We start from the raw sequence: 1,483 nt of genomic DNA on the forward strand, positions 1-1,483 counted from the left end.
GTCAGCGGAAGTCCATCCAGTGTCCGTGCGGGGTCCAGCCCATCAGGAACGGAATCTCGATCCGCGCGACCGGCCCCGTGGTGATGTCGTAGGTATCGAAAATCAGATACTCACCCCGCCGCTCCGCCCACCACGACACCGGCACGATGATGAACCCATCGCCCTCCGCAGACGTCGGCGTCCGCGGCGCGAACGTCGCCTCCAACACCGCCGCCGCCTCCGTACTGCGGATCTGATACACCTGCTCGGCCATCGTCTTCACATTCGTCACGACCAGGCTGTTCATCGACATCCCGTTACGCTTGACCACCCCACCGACCTGGAAACCGAACGTATACCCCTTGCCGTAGAACCGCTCGTCTACCTTCGGCAACTCCGACGGCCGATCCGAGAGCTGCTCCGTCTTCGCGACCCCGGTCTTCAGATCGATCGTCCACCGCCCCAGAAAACTGCGCGAGACCGAGAAGAACAACGCCACATCCTCCCCCTCCGCGAAATCCTCCGCGAACGGGAACGGCGGCCGATTGAAGATCGGCGCATCCAACATCAACAGATCACCCTCGACATTCGCCGACAAGGTGTGCATCACATACTCCGCCGGCAGATCGGTCTTGATCCACCGCACCTCCCCGTGCAGATCGTGCCGCGGAATCAACGCGATCACGATCGGCAACGACGCATCCCACCCCCAGATCCCCAACTTGCGCTCGGTGATCTGCTTCTTGTCCGCCGTGAACGGCTGAAACGGCATCACGATCCACTCCGGTGTCAACCAAATATCATGCGCCACCGTGTTATACGGGGCATCGTCGAGATCCCGCGACTCCACCACCCCATCCGGGTGCACGATATGGATCGTCACGAACGGCGCCTCGTCCCGCCAATTCCACCCATACAACGTCCCGGTATCGTGATCCCACTTCGGATGCGCCGTGAACGAGGCATCCCCGAACGACGACTTCTCGTGCAAACCCGCCGACAACTTGCTCGACCACGGCACGATCCCCCGCGTCTCCAACGTGATCGGATCCAACGCGATCGGCGGCCCACCCTGCTCACCCGAGGCCAGCACCTCCCCCGCGAACGGGAAAATGTTGATGTTGTTCGTCCCCTGCGGAACCCCCGCGGTGAACTCATCGCGCACCACATCCCCGTACGCGTGATCACGCCAATCCCCGAACCCCCCATCGGTCCACTCGAACAACCCCCGCCCCGCCCGCTCCTCCGCCACGAACTTCGGCGTCCGAATCCACCGATTCCGGAAATCCGCACGACCATTGTCCAAAACCAGCCCCTGCACCATCCCGTCCATACTGATCAACGGAGTCGTACCCTGCTTCGACGGCCGACGCCACGTCGGACCCGACCGATAGAACCCACCCGACAACTCCCGCGGAATCTCCCCCGCCGTCACAATGCACTCCTCGACCGTCGCCTCGAAACGCATCGGCTGAAACGGCCCCCGCAACGAATTGCCCTTGGG

1 protein-coding gene is annotated in these 1,483 nt (G+C 62.8%); it reads right to left on the reverse strand.

What is annotated here, in order from left to right; all coding sequences use genetic code 11:
- Nucleotide 1: 1 nt before the first annotated feature.
- Nucleotides 2-1,483: carotenoid oxygenase family protein (locus tag MLGJGCBP_RS19940; protein WP_328799578.1), on the reverse strand; the 1,482-nt coding region annotated here is incomplete at its 5' end.

It is taken from the genome of Rhodococcus sp. T7, from assembly GCF_009872365.1.
Classification (GTDB): Bacteria; Actinomycetota; Actinomycetes; order Mycobacteriales; family Mycobacteriaceae; genus Rhodococcus_F.